Here is a 16088-nt window from a genome sequence, read left to right as displayed (position 1 = left end):
CCACCTCCAGATCGAGGCCGACCGATTGGGTCGACTGGCCGGAAGTCAAACTGACCGGCCGCTGTCCTGCAACCGGTGTGGCAGGACCGTTGGACAAACTACGGACCTGATTCATGGTGTGATTCGGATGAAACCTGAGGAGGAACGCGAGCGTCCGGTTATCAGCTGTCGTTGGGCGGCTTGGGCGGCGGGGGTTTCCGACGCCGCAGTTCGGGCTCGCGGGTCGGTTTCTTCTTTTTGTCAGTCTTGGGTGGGTCTTGTGACTGAACCAGTGCGGCCGCCTCCGCTGCGATCGGCTCTCGGGGGGAGCGAGCTCCGATCAACAGCGTGGCGACCAACACGGGAACAGCCCAACGAATCACTCTCACGTCTGCCTACCTCCCAACGCGTGGTCAGGGAAGCAGGTGCCGTGCCATCAGGGTGACTGTGCTAAGTCGTGTCACTACAAGTAGATGTGAATTGTGTCTGAGATTCGACCCTCCTGATCCGTCCTCGGAACAGGACACTGGTGACACTTACGTTGACTCCGATTCCATCCTCCCGTACGTTGCCCCCGGCTTATGTCCAGCTCCCGCGGCGCTGAACGACTCGATCTGCTCGATCCTCTCGAGGTTGCCCGCCTGGGCGGCATCGAGGTGTTGACGCCGGGCATCGTAGAGGGTTTTCTCACCGGCCTGCATCGCTCACCTCGGCGGGGCTTTTCGGTCGAGTTTGCCGAGCATCGTGCCTATCAGCCAGGGGACGAACTTCGCTACGTCGACTGGAAGGTGCTGGCGCGGACTGGCCGCCTCTATGTCAAGCAGTTCGAAGAGGAAACCAACCTGCGGGCCATGGTTGTTCTCGACGCCAGCAAGTCGATGGGCTGGACCGGCAACGCCGCAGTTCGTCTCACCAAGCTGGAGTACGCCAAGCGGCTGGTCGCGGCCATGGTACTGGTGCTGCTGCGCCAGCGAGACGCGACCGGACTGATCACGTTCGACGAATCCGTTCGCGCTGTGCTTCCTCCCCGGGCTCGGATGGCGCACTGGCAGCAGCTGCTCGGTGCGATTCACCGCACGACGGCCGGACGCGCCACGGCGGCTGAGCCGGCGCTCCGCCGGGTCATGGATCAGCTGCAACGGCGCGGCCTGGTCATCTTTGTGTCCGATCTGCTGCTCGATCGGGATCTGGCCATCAAGGCGCTCCGGTTCCTGCGCCACCGTGGCCACCAGGTGCTGGTGCTGCATCTGATGGATCCGAGCGAGATGACCCTCGAAGGTGCGACCGAATCCCGGTACGAGGATCCGGAAACCGGTCAGCACGTGACGCTGCGTCCTGCCGACTGGGCCGGCGTCTATGCCCGAACGGTCGAGGGCGTGGTGCATGACTGGCAGCTCGCCTGTCGCCGCCACGGCATTGGCTACGAGCGGGTCAGTACCGACTTGCCGTTTGGTCTGGCGCTCCGCCAGGCGCTGGTTCGGTCGGCGCACGTCGCCTGATGATCTTCACGACTCCGTTGGCCCTGGCCGGGCTCGTGCTTGCCGGCATCCCGATCATTCTGCATCTGCTGGCCCGCCGGGAGCCGCCGACGGTGGTATTTCCGGCCACCCGCTACCTCGCCGATGCGACCCGGCTTCACCAGCGCCGCTTGCAGCTCGAGCATCTGGTGCTGCTGGTGCTGCGGACCTTGCTGATCGTCGCGCTGGTCCTGGCCGCGGCGGGACCCCGGTGGCCCAAGGCCGGACTCGGCGCGCATCCTCCCGCGGCGCTGGTCCTGGTCCTCGACAACTCACTGTCGAGCGGCGCGATTCAGGGTGGGGTGCCGGTGCTCGACGGGCTGGTCGCGGCGGCCCGGGCTGTGCTCGATCGGGCCACGCCCGATGATCAGCTCTGGCTCATCACGGCCGACGGGGTACCCCGCGCCGGCACGGCAGCAGCGCTGGCCGCGCAGCTCGACTCGGTCGTGCCCTCGTCTCACCGGCTCGATCTCGGGGCCGTCGTGGCCCGGGCGTCTGACATCGTGACCGCTCAGGCCCTTCCAGGCGAGATCGTCGTCGTGTCGGATCTGCAGCGCTCGGCCCTGGCGGGCTCGGTGGTCTCGGTTCCCATGACCGTACTGCGACCGGCCGAGCCTCCGCCGGCCAACGCGGGCTTGAGCACGCTCACGGTCGGTGCGCAGCCGTGGGGCGCCGACGGGGGTACGGTCGGAATCACGGTGACCGGGGTCGGGACGGCACCGAGGCCAGTCACCGTGGTCGCCGGCAGTCGGCCGGTTCGGCAGCTGCTCGTTCCGGTTGGCGGGCAGGGAACCCATCGGATCGCCGGCTTGCCGGCCGGGTGGTGGGCGGTCGAAGCCGAACTCGATCCGGACGAGCTGCGCGCCGACGATGCGCGCCGAGTAGCCGTTCGGGTGGCCCCGGCGGCGCGGGTGCAATGGTCGGTCGAGGACCGGTTCATTGCCACGGCGGCCGAGGTGCTGGTGCAGAACGGGCGGATCGTGCCTGGGGGTGAGGTGGCTCTCGGACCGGTCACCGCCGGGGCATCGGTGGTAATCCCGCCTCGGGACCCGGCCGGGATCGGCGCGGTCAATCGCGCCCTGGCCGCGCGTGGTTCCTCCTGGCGATACGGCGACCTGACCGTCCTGCCGACCGCGACCGACAGCGGTCCCTGGGTCGGCCGAGTCGGGGTCTCTCGGCGCTACCGCCTGACCTTTCAGGGCGGCGCCCCGACCGACGTGCTGGTGACGGCGGGAGGAGAACCCTGGATGGTGCGCAGCGGGCGCCTCGTGCTGATCGCCAGCCGGCTGGAGCCGGAGTGGACCGCCCTGCCGGTATCGGCGGCCTTCGTACCGTTCCTGGACGGCGTGCTCAATCGCGCCAGCCGCGGCGAAGGAACCCAGCTCGAGTCCGCACCTGGCGATGCCGTCGCGGTGCCCGACCGGGTCACCTCGTTGGCCCAGGGCGATCAGCGCTGGCCGATCGAGGGCGGAGCCTGGTTCCGGCCGCAGCATCCCGGGCCGCATTTCCTGCTCGCCGGCAGCGACACGATTGGCGTGCTCAACGTCAATCCGGATCCGCGGGAATCCGATCTCGCCCGGGCCACCGACAGTGAGATCCGGGCCCTCTGGCCCGCAGCCCGGATCGGCGAGCCCGATCGCGCCGGCGCGCTGGCGTTCCATGCCGGCGCCACCAGTGATCTGCGCGGCCTGTTGTTGCTTGCTGCGCTCTTGTTGGGTCTGGCCGAGGCGGCGCTGGCGAGCGCGGTTCGAGGTAAGGGGCGAGCCTGATGTTGCGTGCCGTTCTCGACGCATTCGGTCGCACTCGCTTTGCAGCGGAGATGCTCGAACGGCTGCCGGTGGGCAGTGGCCTGGTCCGAGTGGGCGGGCTGGCCGGGTCGAGCGCCGCGGTGCTGGCGGCCTGGCTCGCGGAACAGCGGACCAATCGGCTCATTACCGTGGTGGCGACCACGCCCGCGGAGGCCGAGCGCTGGCTGGCAGACCTGAGCCAGCTCACCGATCGACCGATCGCGCTCTACCCGCAGCGGGAAGCCCTCGGCGAGGAGGAGCACCACGTCGAGATCGCGGGCGAGCGAACCGAGACCATCGAGGCGCTGCTGGGAGGGCGCCTCGACATCCTGGTGACGACGGCCCGCGCCACCGCGGAGCGGACCGCGGTGCCGGCGGCGCTTGCCGCGATGCGCCTGGAACTGCGCCGGGCCGAGGATCAGCCGCTGTCCGCAACGGTCGATCAGCTGCTGGCCATGGGCTATGAGCGAGTGGCGACGGTGCTGGAAGTCGGGCAGTTCAGTGTCCGCGGTGGCATCGTCGACCTCTACGGCTTCGGCATGAGTGCCCCAACCCGGGCCGAGTGGTGGGGCGACGTGATCGAGAGCCTCCGCAGCTTCGACTTGACCACCCAGCGGAGCGGCGAGCTGCTCGACGTGGTCACAGTGCTGCCTGTGCGAACCAAGCCCTACGAGGCAGCGGGGCCGGGCCTGGGGCCGCCAGTCCGCCGCTCGCTGCTCGAACTGCTGCCGGCCGGCGCGTTGCTCCTGGTCGATTCGATCAGCGCAGCTGGCGAGGAGGTCAGCCGGGCCTGGCGCGAGGCGGAGCACCATCTGGAGGTGGCCCGGCGGACGGGCGAGGAGGTGCCGGCCCGGAGCGACCTGTTCCTCGATCCGGAGCAGTGGCGGCCGCTCGCGACCCGATATGCGCAGCTTGCCTTGGCGGATGAGCCGGTCGATCTCCAGGCTGGCTTCTTTCCGCCCGAGCGGGTCGACCGCGACATCAAACGGCTCCGCTCGCTGCTCGATGGCGGCCTTCCCACCCTGATTCTCTGCGACAACGAGGGACAGCTCGAGCGCCTCTCGGAGCTGCTCGAGGAGCATGGCCGCGCCTCGGCCGCGGCGCTGACGGTTGGTGCGCTCGATGGCGGCTTCGTGATGCCGTCGCTCCGGGTCATGACCGACCATGAAATCTTCCGGCGGGCCCGGCGGCTGCGACGGCCGCGGCGCTACCGCCAGGCGGCGCCGGTGGCGGCGGCGGGAGCGCTGGCCAACGGAGACTACGTGGTCCATCTCGATCACGGAATCGGGATTTATCGGGGCATCCGGACCATCGAAGTCGAAGGTGGCCTGCTCGAGGTAGCCGTGCTGGAGTATGAGGGGGGCGACCGCCTCCACGTCCCGCTCTATCGGCTCGACCAGGTCGAGCGGTATCGCAGCGCGGGCGACGACGGCGACGCGGCACCGCCCCGGATCCATCGCCTCGGGAGCACGAGCTGGAAGCGAATTCGCGAGAAGGCCCGCGAGGCGATCCAGAAGATGGCCGCCGAACTGCTCGAGCTGTATGCGCGGCGGCAGGTCCAGGCCGGCTTTGCCTTTCCACCGGACACCAAATGGCAGCGGGAGCTCGAGTCGAGTTTTCTCTACGAGGATACTCCCGATCAGCGCAGGTCGACCGACGACGTCAAGCGGGACATGGAACGCCCCGTGCCGATGGATCGACTGCTGGTCGGTGATGTCGGCTACGGCAAGACGGAAATCGCCGTCCGGGCCGCCTTCAAGGCGGTCCAGGGCGGCAAACAGGTCGTGGTGCTGGTTCCGACCACCGTACTTGCCGAGCAGCATGGGCGGACCTTTGCGGAGCGACTGGCGGATTTTCCGCTTCGGGTCGAGGTCGTCTCGCGCTTCCGGACTGCGAAGGAGCAGAAGGCGGTGCTCGCCGAGGTGGCCGCCGGCGTGGTGGACATCACGATCGGCACCCACCGGCTGTTGTCGCCGGATGTCCACTTCAAAGATCTGGGCCTGCTGATCGTCGATGAAGAGCACCGGTTCGGCGTCAAGCACAAGGAGCAGATCAAGGCGCTGCGGCTGGCGGTCGACGTGCTGACCCTGACGGCGACGCCGATTCCGCGGACCCTGCACATGTCGCTCGCGGGGATTCGGGATCTGAGCCTGATCGAGACGGCTCCCCGCGATCGCTCGCCCATCCTGACCTTTCTCGAGCCCTGGGACGATGGACTCCTGGAAGAGGCGTTCGCCCGGGAACTCGATCGTGGCGGTCAGGTCTTTTTCATTCACAATCGGATCGAGACGATCGAGACGATTGCGGAGCGGGTGCGCACTCTGGCCCCGCGCGCCCGGGTCGGCGTTGCGCATGGTCAGATGTCTGCCGATTCGCTCGAGGCCGTGATGCGTCGCTTCGTCCTGGGCGAGATCGACATCCTGGTGTCGACCATGATCGTCGAGTCCGGTATCGATGTGCCGAACGCCAACACGATGGTGGTGCACGATGCGCATCGCTTTGGCCTGGCCCAACTGTATCAGTTGCGCGGTCGAGTCGGTCGCAGCCACCGCCGCGCCTACTGCTACCTGCTGACGCCGGATTTGATGGATCAGGACGCCGAGGATCGGCTCAAGGTGCTGGAGCACCACACCGAACTCGGGGCCGGGTACCGGATTGCGCTGAAAGACATGGAGATCCGGGGCGCCGGGAATCTCCTGGGAGGTGAGCAATCGGGGCACGCCCACGCCATCGGGTTCGATCTGTACCTGCGGTGGCTCGAGGAGACTGTCAAATCGCTCCGGGCGTCGGGCGGGGTCGTCGAGGCGCCGGCACCGCCGGATGTCGTGTTTGACCGACCCGCGCACCTCCCGGACGAGTACGTCGCAGATGACGACACCAAGCTGGATGTCTATCGGCGACTGGCGCGGGCGGCCTCGCCTGGCGAAATTGATGAGTTACGCCAGGAGCTTCGGGAACGTTTCGGGGCCCCACCGGATGAGGCTGAGAATCTGCTCGACCTGACCCGTCTTCGGGTCGTCGGGGCGGCGCTCGGCATCCAGCACATTCTGGTGCGTGGCGAGGAGGCACGAGTCAGCTTTCGGGCGGGGACGACCCCGCGGATGGCTCGCCTCACGGCCGCGCTCGATCGGGTGCAGTTGTCCGCCGACGTGCGGCGGACGGTACCGTTGTCGCTCCGGCTGGTTCGCCTGGGCGGTGAGGCAATCATTCCCGCCGTCGTGCGGGCGTTGAGGCAAGTCGTCACGCAGTGATACGACCGGTGCGCCGCGCCGGTCATCCAAGCAACTTGAATGGAGTGGACATGAGCCGTTTGGTGTTGGGACTGGTAGTCGGAAGCGCGCTCCTCGGAGGGTGTGAGCGCTTCTCGGCGCGATCGGACGTCGCAGCGCAGGTGGGTGAGCATCAGCTGACCGCCGAACGGGTGGCGTCGATCATGAACCAGTCGGGCGGCGGAACCCCGACGGTCGAAGCCGCGGAGTTCATCTCGAACCTGTGGCTCGACTATTCGCTGGTGGGCCGCGCTGTGGCCGAGAACAAGATCCCGACCGATTCTGCCGCGGTCGAGGCGCTGCTGTGGCCGACCATGGCGACGATCCGGCTCAATCTGCTGCGTGACTCGGTGCGCGCAAAGCGTTTCTCGATGACGCCGGAGGCGCTCGAGGCTGCCTACAACGAACCGACCTACCGCGTTTTCCAGCACATCATCGTCATTCCGTCCGGGCCGACTGCTCGCGACAGCGCCGCGGCCCGGCAGCAGCTCACCGCTGCGCTGGCGCGGATTCGCGGCGGTGCCGATTTCGGCCAGATCGCGTCGCAGCTGAGCGCCGATGGCAGCAAGAACGACGGAGGCTATCTCCCGTTCGGTCCGCGGGGACAGTTCGTGCCTGAGTTCGAGGCCCCGGCCTGGGAGCTCGCTCCAGGAGCGGTGACGGACGTGATCACCACCCAGTTCGGGTACCACCTGATCCGGCGCCCCTCGTTCCGTGAGGCGCAGGACCGGTTCCAGACCGGATTTGCCCAGTTCGGGCTCTCGTCGGTCGACTCGACCTACCAGGCTGAACTGATCGCGGCCAATAATCTCGAGGTCACCGGCGGAGCTCCGGCGGCCATCAAGAGTGCCGTTGCGGACATCGAAGGAGCGCGAGGATCGAGCAAGGTGCTCGTCAAGGCGAAGAGCGGCAACGTCACCGTCGGCGACTTTGCCAAGTGGGGCGCCATGTTCAACGTGCAGGCGAAGATGTCGATCCGGAGCGCGCCGGACAGCCTGCTCACGGCGTTTGCCAAGGATTTGGGGCTGCGCACGCTGCTGCTTCGAGCCGCCGACTCGGCCGGGATCAACCCCGAGCCGCAGATGAAGCAATTTGCGTTGGTGCGGTACAACCAGCTCGTCACGCAGATCGAGAGCGAACTGGGCCTCGATGTGCCCGAGCTCTCGGATTCGTCGACGCTTGCCGCGGATGCGAAGGCCAAGCTGGCCAGCGAGAAGATCGATGCTTTCTTCAATCGGCTGCTCGAGGGCCAGGCTCAGATGATCCAGTTGCCGCCAGAGCTGGCGTCCTACCTCCGCGGGCTCAAGCTGGGCAAGGTCCATCAGCCCGGGATCGCCCGCTCGGTCGAGTTGGCCACCACGCAATTCAAGAAGGACTCGGCCGAGGCGAGCGCTCGCCCGGCCCCGGGTGCGATTCAGCAGGCGCCTGGTGGCCCGCCGATCGAAGGTGCGGAACCCGCCGCGCCGCCGCGGCCCTGACGACGTGAGGAACGTGGAAGGTGTCTGGATGCGACAGTTGCCGGTAGCGCGGTTGGTGTGGCTCGGGCTGGTGGGCGCCATGGTTGGTGCGCCCGCCGGCAGCGCCGCCGCCCAGACGGCCGATTCGGCGACCACGATCGATCGGATCGTGGCCGTGGTCGGGACTCGTCCGATCCTGCTGTCGGAGGTGCAGGAGCGGATCCTGATCGAACTCCGCGGGCGTCCGGCGCCCACCGACCAGTCGGTGCTTCGCCAGCTGCAGCGCGGCATCCTCGAGTCGCTGGTCAATGAGGAACTGGTGATCCAGCAGGCCTCGCGCGATACCACCATCAAGGTCACCGACGAGGAGATTACCCAGTCGGTGGATCAGCTTTACCGCAACGTCCGAGGCCAGTATCAGTCCGAAGAGCAGTTCCGGACCGAGTTGCAGCGGACCGGCTTTCAGACGCTCGAAGAGTGGCGCACCTTCAGTGCGGAGCAACAGCGTCGGACCTTCCTGGCCAACCGGTTCTGGGACAATCTCCGCCAGCGCGGACGGGTCAAGGACGTTCCGCCTACCGATGAGGAGATGCGGCAGTATTTCGACCAGCAGAAGGGTAATTTCGAACCCCGGCCAGAGCTGGTGTCGTTCAAGCAGATCGTGATTGCTCCGCAGCCGAGTGACACGGCCAAGGCCGCCGCGCGCCAGCTGATCGACTCGATTCTGGTCGAGTTGCGGAAAGGGGCGGACTTTGCGACTGCGGCGCGCCGGTTTTCGATGGATCCTGGCACTCGTGAGCAGGGGGGATCGCTCAACTGGATCCGGCGTGGCCAGGGGTACGACCCGCGCTTCGAGTCGGTGGCGTTTTCGCTGCGTCCGGGACAGATCTCCGATCCGGTCGAGACGGGCTTTGGATTCCATCTGATTCAGGTCGAGCGGGTCCAGGCGGCCGAAGTGCATGTTCGGCACATCCTGATCATGCCCGTGATCGACTCGACCAACGCGGACAGCGCGTACACGCTGGCTGAGCGAGTTCGCGCTGCGCTGGTTGCCGGAGCCTCGTTCGACAGCTTGCAGCGGGTCTACCACGATCGGATGGAAGAGCGCGAGATCCAGCAGTATCCCGTCGGTCAGCTGGCGCAGCAGGCGCCGGGATACGGTCAGGCCTTTGCCGGTTTGGCCGAGGGCGGCGTGGGGCCCGTATTCCAGTTGCCGTCGCCCGATCCGATCCGGTCCAAGTGGGCCATCGTTCAGCTGACCCGTCGGATTCCCGCCGGTGAAGTGCGGTTCGAAGATGTTCGTGAACAGATCCGACGCAGTCTGGCCCGCCGACTGGGCGAAGGGCGCCACCTCGAGCGGATGCGCAAGGCGAGTTTTGTCCTGATTCACGACGTGTGACCTCGCAACGCCGTCCCCGCCTGGCCGTCACCCTGGGTGATCCCCGGGGCATCGGTCCCGAAATCGTAGCCAAAGCGCTGGCCCTGCCGCTCGACGCCGATCTCACCCTGATCGGCGCCGACGACCAGGTCGCGGCTGTTCCGGGTGTCGCAACGGTCGGGCTGGGCCCCTGGGGTGCGGGTTCGGGGGCCCGCCCGGAGGACCGGCGGCGGGTGGCTCGCGCGGGGCAGCTGGCGGGTCACGCGGTCGAGCGGGCGGTGGCGCTGGCCAAGGCCGGGGCGGTCGACGCGATCGTGACGGCTCCGGTCGAAAAACATGCCTTGCATCTCGCCGGCTTCCGGTATCCCGGACACACCGAGTGGCTTGCGCACCTGGCAGGTGATGTCGATGTCGCGATGATGCTTGCCGCCGGTGCGCTTCGGGTGGTGCTGGTCACGACCCACATCGCGCTTCGGGACGTGCCGGCCGTGTTGACGACGGAGCGGATCATCCGAACCGGTCGGGTGACCGCAGCCGGACTCAGAGCCTGGTTCGGGATCGACCAGCCGCGTCTGGCGGTGTGTGCCCTCAATCCGCATGCGGGCGAGCAGGGTCTGTTTGGCGACGAGGAAGCCCGGGTGCTGGCACCGGCGATTGCCGCGCTGGGCGCCCACGGGCCCTACCCGGCGGACACCGTCTTCGTCCGAGCGATGCGCGGTGAGTTCGACGCGGTGCTCGCTCCGTACCACGATGTCGGGATGACGGCCGTCAAGGTCGCGGGATTCGGGCAGGGGGTCAACGTCACGCTCGGTCTGCCGTTTCCGCGAACCTCGCCCGACCACGGTACCGCGTTCGATATTGCCGGGCTCGATCGGGCCGATCCGGGCAGCATGCGGGAGTCGCTCGAACTGGCCGTCCGGCTGGCTTCGCTGCGCAAACCCTAGCCCTTCGATTCTGCCGTGGCGTCCTGGCGGCTGCTCAGCCGGGCCGTCTTGACCCGCCGTCCTTCCATCGCGGTAATCTCGAAGGTCAATCCGCCGACGCTGACCCGGTCGCCTGAAACGGGCAGGCGCCCCAACTCGCCGAAGAGCAGACCGCCGATCGTGGTATAGTCGGTGTCGTCGAGCTCGGCCTGGTACGCATCGTTGAATTCGTCGATCGGCATGGCGCCATCGATCAGCGGCGCCGCCGCGGTGTCGAGCGGCTGCTCGGCCACGTCGTGCTCATCGAAGATCGGTCCGACGATTTCTTCGAGCAGATCTTCCATGGTGACCAGTCCTGCCGTACCGCCGAACTCATCGAGCACGATGGCCATATGGACCTTGAGCCGCTTCATGTCAGCCAGGACGTCTTCGACCTCCCGGGTGCCTGGTACCAGGTGCGGCGGTCGAACGATGCTGTGGATCGGATGCGAAGGATTCTCCCGCAGCGCCTTCAGGATGTCCTTGGCGTGGGTAATGCCGACGATTTCATCGAGTGAGTCGTGATAGACGGGATAGCGGGATCGCCCCGCGGCGGCGACGATCCCGGCGGCCTCGTCGACCGTCAGACCCGCTTCCAGAGCCACGATTTCGGTCCGCGGGGTCATCACGTCGTGCGCGGTCTTCTCGGTAAACTCGAAGACACCCTCGATCAGGCGAGCATCCTCCCGGCTGACCTGACCCCCGACCTCGCTCTGTTCGATCAGCATCCGGATTTCTTCGGCGCTGTGGACCCGGGCGTGTTCGGAGGGCTGCCGCACGCCGAGCAGGCGGAGGAGGGTGTTGGCGGACCCGTTCAGGATCCGGATCGGAACAGTCATGAACCAGGCAAAGCCCATCAGTGGTCCGGCGGTCCAGCGACTGACTTCCTCCGGGAACAGGAGTGCGACGGCCTTGGGCATCAGCTCGCCCAGCACGATGTGGAGGACGGAGATGATGGTAAAGGCGATGGCAATCGCGATCGAGTGGACCGCGACCGGTTGGACGGCACTCGGCAGGAAGGCAAACAGGTCCTGGATCAGGTGTGCTAGCGCCGGTTCGCCGATCCAGCCCAGGCCCAGCGACGACAGGGTGATGCCCAGCTGGGTCGCGGAGATGTAGCGGTCGAGTGATTGAACGGCGCGGCGGGCCAGGATAGCTTTGCGGTCGCCGGTCCGGACCATTTCCTCGAGCCGGGTCCTTCGGGCGCCGACGAGGGCAAATTCGGCGGCAACGAAGAAGGCATTGGCCAGCACGAGGGCAACGACGCCGATCAGGCCTGAGATGACGCCGGTGGATTCTGGGGGTTCCATACGCCACAACGTTAGTACCGCAACCCGGCCGGAGCGAGAGGTCGTATCGCGCAAGCTGATTCTGGTCCTGGTACTGGCCTCGATTTTCATGGTGATCGAGGCCATTGCCGGGTGGATCAGCGGGTCACTGGCGCTCCTGGCCGATGCCGGTCATATGCTGGTCGACGTCGGGGCGCTCTCGCTGGCCGCGTTCACGGCGTGGCTGGCTCGGCGGCCTGCCACCCCGTCGAAGACGTTCGGTTACCTCCGGCTCGAGGTCTTTGCCGCGGTCGTCAACAGCGTTGCGCTGATCGGGATTGCCATCGCCGTCATCTTCGAGGCAATCGAGCGGCTGGGCAACCCGCAGCCGATTCGGGTGGGAATCTTCCTGGCCGCGGCGGCGGCCGGGCTTCTGATCAATCTGGTCAGCCTTCGGGTCCTGCATGATGTCCGGCATGGTGGTCTCAACGTGCGGGGCGCCTATCTGCATGTGGTGAGCGACGCCTTGGGCTCGGTCGGTGCGTTGCTGGCGGCGCTCGTGGTCTGGCTGACCGGGTGGACTGCCGCGGACCCGATCGTCTCGATCATCCTGTCCGTGGTCATTTTCTGGGCGGCTTGGCGCTTACTCCGGGAGAGCACTTCGGTCCTGCTCGAGGCGGCGCCGCCCCATGTATCGCTCGATCAGGTCCGGGCCCGCCTGCTGGGCGTGGACGGGGTTCAGGACATCCACGACCTGCATGTCTGGACCGTGACCAGCGGGGTGGTCGCCATGAGCGGACACGCCCTGGTGCCGGACCTCGCCCGGCACCCGGTTGCGCTGCGGGAAATGCTTCACCATCTGGCCGATCTCGGAATCCAGCACTCGACCCTCCAGCTCGAGATCGAGGACCATTGCGAGGGCCTCGACTGCCTGCTGCGGGGAGCCGATCGAACGCTGGCCGAGCACGGCGATCATGATCACCACCTCCACGGAGCCTGGCACGAGTCCCACCGCCACTAGGCGCTCGTCTGGCCCATCCCTTGCGCCCCTCCGGGGCTACCCCTATATATGGCCGCGCAAGGGGGCTGGGCTGTGGAAATTCGGAACATCGCAATCATCGCGCACGTAGACCACGGGAAGACCACGTTGGTGGACCAGATGCTCCGCCAGGCGGGCGTCTTCCGCGAGAATCAACAGGTCGAAGAGCGGGTGATGGATTCCAATCCGCTGGAACGGGAGCGCGGGATCACCATTCTCGCGAAGAACACGGCCGTTCGGTGGAAGGGCACCAAAATCAACATCGTCGATACGCCCGGTCACGCCGACTTCGGAGGGGAAGTCGAGCGGATTCTGCGCATGGTCGACGGGGTGCTCATCCTGGTCGATGCGGCGGAGGGGCCGATGCCCCAGACCCGTTTCGTGACCCGGAAAGCCCTGGGCCTGGGCCTCACTCCGATCGTGGCGATCAACAAGATCGACCGGGCTGACGCCGAGCCGTACAGGGTACACGACGAGGTTCTGGGTCTCTTCATCGATCTGGAGGCCTCGCATGAGCAGTTGGAGGCTCCGTTCCTGTACACCTCGAGTCGGCATGGAACCGCCTCGAAGGACCTGGAAACGGCCGGGGTCGATCTGGAGCCGCTCTTTGACGCTATCGTGGCCCATGTTCCTCCGCCCAAGGGCGACCCCGAGGGGCCGTTCCAGATGCTGATTTCGACCCTCGACCACTCGACCTTCCTGGGTCGGTTGGGGATCGGCCGGATCGAGCGGGGCCGGGTCAAGGTGGGCGATCCGATCGCCCTCTTGCCGCTGGGCGAGCCCGGTCTGGTGACGGAAGGCATCGAGCGGAGCCGGATCAGCAAGCTCTTTGCGTTCGAGGGTCTTGCCCGGGTCGAGGTTCCCGAGGCCGCCGCCGGCGACATCGTGGTCGTGTCCGGGTTCGACGGCATCGACATCAGCAAGACGCTGACGGATGTCGAGCATCCGGAGCGTCTGGCGGGCATCGCGGTGGAGCTGCCGACCATTTCGGTCGACTTTGCGCTCAACAATTCGCCGTTTTCCGGGCGGGAGGGCAAGTTCGTCACGAGTCGTCAGGTGCGGGACCGGCTGTTCAAGGAGCTCGAGCGCAATGTGGCGCTCAAGGTCGAAGAGACGGACTCGCCGGACACGCTGGCCGTCAGCGGCCGTGGTGAACTCCACCTCGGCATCCTGATGGAAACGATGCGGCGTGAGGGGTACGAGTTTCAGGTCTCGAGGCCCCGGGTCATAACCCGAGAGGGTGAGGATGGGCAGCGGCTCGAGCCGTATGAAGAGCTGATGATCGACGTTCCCGAAACGTACATGGGGGCGGTCATGGAGAAGCTCGGTCCGCGTCGGGCCGAGATGGTCGAGATGCGCAACTCGGGGCAGGGAACGGTTCGGCTGATGTTCAAAATCCCGGCCCGCGGTCTCTTCGGCTATCGGTCCGAGTTTCTGACTGACACTCGGGGCACGGGCACGTTGCATCACCGGTACCTGGAGTACGGTCCCTGGGCTGGCCCGCTCGCCGGGCGGAAGCGGGGCGTGCTGGTGGCGGATCGGGAGGGCAAAACAGTGGCATTCGCCCTCGGCAATCTGCAGGAGCGTGCCTCCTTGTTCATTGCGCCTGGTACGGATGTCTATGAGGGGATGATCGTCGGAGAAAACTCGCGGCCCGAGGACATGGACGTCAACGTAGCCAAGGAAAAGAAGTTGACGAACATGCGGACCACGGCGTCGGACGAGAACGTCATGCTCGAGCCGCCGCGAGAGATCACGCTGGAGTACGCGCTCGAGTACATCGAGGATGACGAGTTGATCGAAGTCACGCCGGAAACGATTCGGCTTCGAAAGCGGATCTTGCCGCAGACGGAGCGTCGGAAGGTGGCCCGTGCCATGGCTCGGGAGGCGAATGCGTAATGCGTACCGTACTACCCTCAATCTCTAGGAAGGCAGGAGTTCCCATGTCGGCCGTGTGGGCGTCATTTGAAGACGTGGAGCTGCGTCGTCGGTTCGATGAAGACGAGGATGAAGACGGCGACGGTTTCTCGTTCGATGATGAAGACGAGGACGACGAGTTCGACGACGAACTCGATGGCGACAGTGACGAGTTCGAGGATGAGGACGAACTCGATGAAGACTTCGGTTTCGACGTCGACGACGACAACGAGGAGTAGTCGGATGCGTCCCGGCTCCGGATCTGTGTGGTTCCGGCGTCGGGTTGCGCAACTGGACGGTTGGTAGCTATCCTGAAGGGCTGTTCCTGGTCGGGGGCAGTGTGTGTTGGGGCCTGTAGCTCAGGTGGTTAGAGCGCACGCCTGATAAGCGTGAGGTCGATAGTTCAACTCTATCCAGGCCCATTTCGTTAGGCACTGTCCCGCAACGACTTACGGAGTCGAGCGGGACTTTTTTTGTGGACACCACGCCCGATGGTGTCCGTAATGGTGTCCGTTCAGCCGAGCGCCGCGCGACTGCTGCGGCTCGCGAGCGCGGCCTCCATCGTGTCGGCATCCGGTTTCTGATAGCACTTCAGAATCGTCTGCGCGCTCTTCCACCCGCCAAGCGCCGCGAGATCGACCAGCGGGATATGCTTGAGGTCGGTCGCGAACGCGCGCCGGAGGCTATGCCAGCCGCGCCCAGGATGCGGGGGAATCCGGGCGAGCAATTCCCCGCGTTGCCACCAGCCGCGCACCTGATCGCGCGAGACGGGCGTTGTGGCGTCCCCTGGGGCGGGAAAGACCCAGGCGTTGCCGATCGCCGCCGTCGCCTGCTGGTGGGCCTCCAGGGCCGCGAGCGCGGCCGGCGTCAGCGGTGTGGCATGGGCGAACCGCAGCTTATCGTGCCCGCCCGCCCACTGCACCGACCGGGCCGTGAAATCGACATCGGACCAGCGCAGCTGCCGAATGGCATTGATCCGGTGCCCGGTCTCGCGGGCCAGGATCAGCGCCAATTCGAAACCGGGATCGATCGACGCGGCGACCGACCGCATCGCCTCGTAGTGCTCGAGGCTGAGGACCGGACTATTCGGCGTATGGGCCCCGAGGGGGACCTTCACCCCGTCGAGCGGATGCCGATCGAGCCACTTCGCCCCGACCGCCCAGCTGAGCATCGCCCGCAGTAGCGCCAGATCATACCCGATCACCCGGGGGCCGATGCGTTGGCCTTTCCGGGCCCCGCTGCGCGTGTCGCCCGTCGTGCGGCGCCACTGCACGAACCGCTCGAGATCACGCCGCGAGAGTTCGGCCGCCGGCTGGTCCGCACCAAACACGGTGAGGAAGAGCCGCACGCTGCGGCGATCGTGCCCTTGGGTCGTCACCGTCTTGGTCGGGGTGACTTCCTGCAGATACTTGTCAAAGAGCGCGCCGAGCGTCAGGCGAACCGTCCGGGTCGAGGCGAAGCGCCGCAGCTCGGCGGCCAACTCATCCGCTTTCGCCTTGGCAGCGGCCCGGTCAT

At 66.5% G+C, this 16088-nt stretch carries 11 protein-coding genes and 1 tRNA gene; 10 read left to right on the top strand and 2 right to left on the bottom strand.

Features of this window, described 5'->3' with window-relative positions:
- The first annotated feature begins 560 nt into the window (after positions 1 to 560).
- From KF785_08100 to pdxA, 6 genes are read left to right on the top strand one after another with little or no spacing between them, the layout of a single operon-like run.
- Complete coding sequence (locus KF785_08100; GenBank protein MBX3146721.1) at positions 561 to 1478, top strand: DUF58 domain-containing protein; 918 nt, start codon at positions 561 to 563, stop codon at positions 1476 to 1478.
- The gene (locus tag KF785_08095) at positions 1478 to 3265 is read left to right on the top strand and encodes a BatA domain-containing protein (protein MBX3146720.1); all 1788 of its coding nucleotides are present in this window, start codon (positions 1478 to 1480) and stop codon (positions 3263 to 3265) included. The genes KF785_08100 and KF785_08095 overlap by 1 nt, the downstream gene beginning before the upstream one ends.
- On the top strand, positions 3265 to 6534 hold the full coding sequence (gene mfd, locus KF785_08090; protein ID MBX3146719.1) for a transcription-repair coupling factor: 3270 nt from the start codon (positions 3265 to 3267) through the stop codon (positions 6532 to 6534). The genes KF785_08095 and mfd overlap by 1 nt, the downstream gene beginning before the upstream one ends.
- A gap of 50 nt (positions 6535 to 6584) precedes the next feature.
- Entirely contained in the window at positions 6585 to 8030 is a 1446-nt protein-coding gene (locus KF785_08085; GenBank protein ID MBX3146718.1) for a peptidylprolyl isomerase, read from the top strand.
- A gap of 28 nt (positions 8031 to 8058) precedes the next feature.
- Complete coding sequence (locus KF785_08080) at positions 8059 to 9408, top strand: peptidylprolyl isomerase (protein ID MBX3146717.1); 1350 nt, start codon at positions 8059 to 8061, stop codon at positions 9406 to 9408.
- On the top strand, positions 9405 to 10331 hold the full coding sequence (pdxA, locus tag KF785_08075; GenBank protein ID MBX3146716.1) for a 4-hydroxythreonine-4-phosphate dehydrogenase PdxA: 927 nt from the start codon (positions 9405 to 9407) through the stop codon (positions 10329 to 10331). The genes KF785_08080 and pdxA overlap by 4 nt, the downstream gene beginning before the upstream one ends.
- Here pdxA and KF785_08070 read toward each other — a convergent pair.
- Positions 10328 to 11659, bottom strand: a complete 1332-nt coding sequence (locus KF785_08070; GenBank protein ID MBX3146715.1) for an HlyC/CorC family transporter — start codon at positions 11657 to 11659, stop codon at positions 10328 to 10330. The two genes, pdxA and KF785_08070, sit on opposite strands and share 4 nt — an antisense overlap.
- On the opposite strand from KF785_08070, the gene KF785_08065 reads away from it, so the two are divergent.
- The 4 genes from KF785_08065 to KF785_08050 all read left to right on the top strand — a co-directional run bounded on the left by KF785_08065 (position 11640) and on the right by KF785_08050 (position 14995).
- Positions 11640 to 12638, top strand: coding sequence for a cation transporter (locus tag KF785_08065; GenBank protein ID MBX3146714.1), 999 nt, complete (start codon positions 11640 to 11642; stop codon positions 12636 to 12638). The genes KF785_08070 and KF785_08065 overlap by 20 nt on opposite strands.
- A 48-nt stretch (positions 12639 to 12686) precedes the next feature.
- The gene (gene typA / locus KF785_08060) at positions 12687 to 14555 is read left to right on the top strand and encodes a translational GTPase TypA (GenBank protein MBX3146713.1); all 1869 of its coding nucleotides are present in this window, start codon (positions 12687 to 12689) and stop codon (positions 14553 to 14555) included.
- Between the two features lie 44 nt (positions 14556 to 14599).
- Positions 14600 to 14812 carry a hypothetical protein gene (locus KF785_08055; GenBank protein ID MBX3146712.1) on the top strand — a complete coding sequence of 71 codons (213 nt, stop codon included), beginning with the start codon at positions 14600 to 14602 and terminating at the stop codon, positions 14810 to 14812.
- Positions 14813 to 14921: 109 nt separating this feature from the next.
- Positions 14922 to 14995: transfer RNA gene (locus KF785_08050), tRNA-Ile, on the top strand.
- 92 nt (positions 14996 to 15087) lie between these two features.
- Here KF785_08050 and KF785_08045 read toward each other — a convergent pair.
- A partial coding sequence (locus tag KF785_08045; protein ID MBX3146711.1) for a tyrosine-type recombinase/integrase occupies positions 15088 to 16088 on the bottom strand: 1001 nt, incomplete at its 5' end.

This window comes from Gemmatimonadales bacterium (assembly GCA_019637315.1).
Taxonomy (GTDB): Bacteria; Gemmatimonadota; Gemmatimonadetes; order Gemmatimonadales; family GWC2-71-9; genus SHZU01.
This window is presented reverse-complemented; position numbering and strand designations above follow the sequence as displayed.

What these genes read in the sequence shown, in the direction of transcription:
- KF785_08080 (MBX3146717.1), top strand. Translation starts at nt 8,059, where the DNA reads ATGCGACAGTTGCCGGTAGCGCGGTTGGTGTGGCTCGGGCTGGTGGGC.
- typA (MBX3146713.1), top strand. Translation starts at nt 12,687, where the DNA reads ATGGCCGCGCAAGGGGGCTGGGCTGTGGAAATTCGGAACATCGCAATC.
- KF785_08085 (MBX3146718.1), top strand. Translation starts at nt 6,585, where the DNA reads ATGAGCCGTTTGGTGTTGGGACTGGTAGTCGGAAGCGCGCTCCTCGGA.
- mfd (MBX3146719.1), top strand. Translation starts at nt 3,265, where the DNA reads ATGTTGCGTGCCGTTCTCGACGCATTCGGTCGCACTCGCTTTGCAGCG.
- KF785_08070 (MBX3146715.1), bottom strand. Translation starts at nt 11,659, where the DNA reads ATGGAACCCCCAGAATCCACCGGCGTCATCTCAGGCCTGATCGGCGTC.
- KF785_08100 (MBX3146721.1), top strand. Translation starts at nt 561, where the DNA reads ATGTCCAGCTCCCGCGGCGCTGAACGACTCGATCTGCTCGATCCTCTC.
- KF785_08095 (MBX3146720.1), top strand. Translation starts at nt 1,478, where the DNA reads ATGATCTTCACGACTCCGTTGGCCCTGGCCGGGCTCGTGCTTGCCGGC.
- KF785_08055 (MBX3146712.1), top strand. Translation starts at nt 14,600, where the DNA reads ATGTCGGCCGTGTGGGCGTCATTTGAAGACGTGGAGCTGCGTCGTCGG.